Annotated in this window: 3 protein-coding genes; 1 reads left to right on the top strand and 2 read right to left on the bottom strand. The window is 71.1% G+C overall.

Going from position 1 to position 3,568, the window contains the following annotated elements; genetic code table 11:
* On the bottom strand, positions 1-1,383 hold a 1,383-nt coding region (locus OEY_RS0114250; RefSeq protein ID WP_010594531.1), incomplete at its 3' end, for an FAD-dependent oxidoreductase.
* Between the two features lie 99 nt (positions 1,384-1,482).
* A complete protein-coding gene (locus OEY_RS0114245) occupies positions 1,483-1,719 on the bottom strand; it encodes a hypothetical protein (protein WP_010594530.1) in 237 nt (78 codons plus the stop codon).
* 304 nt (positions 1,720-2,023) lie between these two features.
* On the opposite strand from OEY_RS0114245, the gene OEY_RS0114240 reads away from it, so the two are divergent.
* Positions 2,024-3,457 (top strand): apiosidase-like domain-containing protein, encoded by a 1,434-nt coding sequence (locus tag OEY_RS0114240; RefSeq protein ID WP_010594529.1) that lies wholly within the window; start codon positions 2,024-2,026, stop codon positions 3,455-3,457.
* The last annotated feature ends 111 nt before the right edge of the window (positions 3,458-3,568 follow it).

Here is a 3,568-nt window from a genome sequence, read left to right as displayed (position 1 = left end):
CCCGCCCCCCCCCAGCCGCTCGTGCGGGGTGCGGACGGTGGGCCGGTGCGCGAAATCGCCCACCCCGAACAGGGGGCAGTCCTGGCGCCACAGCGTGCGTTCCTCGACGACGCGGGCGGCGGCGGTCTCGGGGTAGATCGCGTGCAGGCGCGCGAGCACCTGCGCCTGCACATCCTCGGGCGAACGCGATTCGCCGACTCCGTCGCCGGTGGCGGCGTACGCGTGCAGTTCCACGACCGAACCGCCCGTGCGAGCGGCCCAGCCGCGGGCCTCCTCCTCGTAGCGGTCGAGCACGCTGATGTTGTCGAGCGGGCGCAGGCCGCCGGTGCCGAGGAATGCCGGGCGGTCCGTGGCGACTGGGCGATCCAGCCAGAGCCGCTGCACCAGGAACGGGGGAGCGGACCGCAGGTGCTGCACCCGCGAGCGCCACCCGGAATCACCGAGATCGGGCGAGGCGTCGACGAGGGCGCGCAATCCGGCCACGTCGAGTGCGAGGACGAGGCCGTCGGCGTCGGTGCTGCCGCCGGTGTCGTCGTGGATGCGGAAGGTCCGGGTGCCGCCGGGTTCGATGCCGGTCACCGCGGTGGCGGTCCGGATGCGCGCGCCGTGGCCCTCGAGATACCGGCCGAGCGGTCCCCACAGGGCGGTGTCGAAGTTGCCGGTGGCGACGTCGAACAGCAGGCCCTCCGCGGAGCCGAGGAAGTAGATGTGGAACATCGTGGCCAGCTCGGCGGCCGACATCCCGGCCGGGGGCGCGAAGAAGCTGCGCGAGAACACCTCGAACGCGAGGTGATTGGCCGCCTCCGGAAAACGGATGCGCTGCAGGAAGGTCTGGGCGTCGACGTCGTCGAGCCGGTCGTAGATCTCCGGCACGGACACGGTCGCGAGCGGGGCCGCGGCCCGCACGTCGATGCGCACCAGATCCTGCAGCCGGAACGTGGGACTGCGCAGCGCGAACACCAGTGCGTTCCACGGTGGGGTGTTGGGAATTCCGCGAAAGGTGTCGCGCCGGCCCGCGCCGTCGACGAGCGGATAGTCGTCGACCGCCGTCAGCCGCTGCAGATCGGGGTCGGTCCGTCGCAACAACCGGCGCAGGTTGTAGTACTGCCGGAAGAAGGCGTGGAACCCGCGGTTCATGGCGAGTCCGGTGCCGTCGTCGAGACGTTCACGCCAGCCGCCGACCCGTCCGCCCAGGTACGCCTCGCGTTCGAGCACCTCGACTTCCACGCCGCGCTCGGCGAGCGCGGTGGCGGCGGTCAGTCCTGCGATGCCGGCGCCGACGACCACCACGCGGGGCCGCTGCGGCAGATGCCCGGTGTCGGGCGCACCCCTGGAGGCGGGGTGGTGGGCGATCCGCGGGTCGCTGCCGACGGCACCGTTCATGTAACTGCCTCCTGCGGCGCCGGTGGGACCGGCCGTCGTGGTCGAACAGTGGCGAGCCCGAGCCTACCGCGGTGATGTCCGCCGCGACGGCCGACGAGCTCAGCCGCGCAGGCGTGCCGCGTGGGACGCGACAGCTTCGAGATGCTTGTCCGCTGTGCTCAGATCCAGATGGGCGTCGCTGAGGCTGTCGATGACCTCCCGCAGGTTGGCCTCGCCGGTGTCGTCGTCCGCCGCCGGCTCCACCATGTCGAACGCATCGGCGAGGGAGCGCACCCGCCGGTCCAGGGCCCGCAGATCCGTGCGCAGTTCGGCGACCTGCCGGAGGAGATCGTTCAACGTGCTCCCTCTCCGTGTGTGTGCGGCCGGTGATCGCCCGGGCGCGAACATGCCGCCGCACGCTCACGGTAAGCCGGACCGGGTGGCGTTCGAGGCGGAACGGGCGCTCGGCTCACGGCACGGGGACCGCTCAGGACCGATCGGGCCGGTGTCCGGCACGGAAGGCTCAGGCCGGCCGGGTCGCGACGGCATAGACTCGGCTGAGCGCATCCGGAGCCGAACCCGTACGGCCCCGGGGCCGGTGGAACGGCTGAAGCCTCGTCGGACGCGCACTCCGTCGAGCGCGCAGCCGGGTGGGAGAACCGTGAACAGACACTCCGCCCTGTCCCTTCTGGTCCTGCTCTGCGTCGCCGGTTGCACGGACCGCGGCGGGCCGCGGGTTCCTTCGTCGCCGCCGGCGACCGTCCCGGCGGCCGCCGCGTGCGACGTCGCCGAGAGCGCCGGCCATCGCTACGTCTCCTCCGTCGGTCGCAACGGCCGCTACTTCGAGGATCAGCACGGTGACCCGATTCTGATCCGCGGGGACTCGCCGTGGTCCGGCATGGCGGACTGGTCGCCCGAGCAGGCCGAGCTGTACTTCGCGAATCGAGCAGCGCACGGGTTCGACGCGGCCCTCGTCTCCGTGATCGCCGACCCCGACAACGGCGGGCCGAACGAGAACGGAGCCACTTTCGACGGCATCGAACCGTTCGTCGGCGGCGACATCACCGCATGGAACGAGCCGTACTGGGAGCGCGTCGACGAGTACGCCCGAATCGCGTGCCGGTACGGAAACACGTTGTTCCTGTATCCGATCGACGGGTGGAACCTCTCGGGCGTGTTCGCATCGGCCACTCCCGAACAGGCTGCGGTCTACGGCCGGATGATCGCCCAGCGATACGCCCGGTTCCCGAACATCGTCTGGCTGACCGGCGGTGACTATTCGCCCGACACGGACGACGCTGCCGCCGGGGCCGAATCGGACCGGGTACTGCGCGCCGTGCTCGACGGGATCAGGGCGGCCGGCTCGGACAGGCCGTTCTCGATACAGCTCGGCCCCCAGAAATCGCTCTCCACGGACAACCCGTTCTGGGAGCCACTGGTGGACTGGAACTTCGTCTACACCTACCTGCCGACCTACAAGGCCGTGCTGGACGGGTACGAGCGACCGGCAGACGTCCGGGATCCGCGTCCTGCCGTGTTCGCGGAGGGCAACTACGAGGGCGAGAACAACCAGCCCGAGACTGCGCCGACGACCGACGAGACGCTTCGCCGCCAAGCGCTGTGGGCGTTGACATCCGGCTCCCCGGGGGAGTTCCGCGGCTCCGACGACTGGGAGTTCCGGGACGGCTGGGAAGCGCGTCTCGATACCCCCGCCGTCACGCAACTCCGAGCTCTCCGTGACCTGTGGGCGTCGTGGGCGTGGTGGCAGTTGGTGCCGGACGTCGACGACCCGTTCGTCCTCGACGGGCGCGGGACCCGCGCGACGGACGACGAGACGGTGGACGTCCTGGACAACGACTACGTCACCGCCGCACGCACGCCGGACGGCGCCCTCGCCGTCGTCTATGTGCCGACGGAGCGGACGATCCGGCTCGCGCTCTCCCTGATCCCGCAGGGAGCGAGCTACGCCTGGATCGATCCCGCCGATGCCGCAGCGCCCGCGTTGCCGGCGCAGGTGGACCGGGACGGAAACGTGTCCACGCCGGGAACGAACGTCGGTGGCGCGGAGGATTGGCTGCTGGTGGTCACCGGCTGATGCGGGCTACGGGGTGGCGGGTTCCGGCCGACCGCCGGAACTGCCGGAACTGCCGGAACCGTCGGTAATGCCGGATATGCGGCACGTTTGCCTCTTCCGGACCCGGGTAAG

Origin of the sequence: Rhodococcus sp. P14, from assembly GCF_000256505.1 — a bacterium.
In the GTDB taxonomy this organism is placed as follows: Bacteria; Actinomycetota; Actinomycetes; order Mycobacteriales; family Mycobacteriaceae; genus Rhodococcus; species Rhodococcus ruber.
Note: the sequence above shows the minus strand (reverse complement) of the source record. Positions and strands in the feature narration are given on the sequence as shown.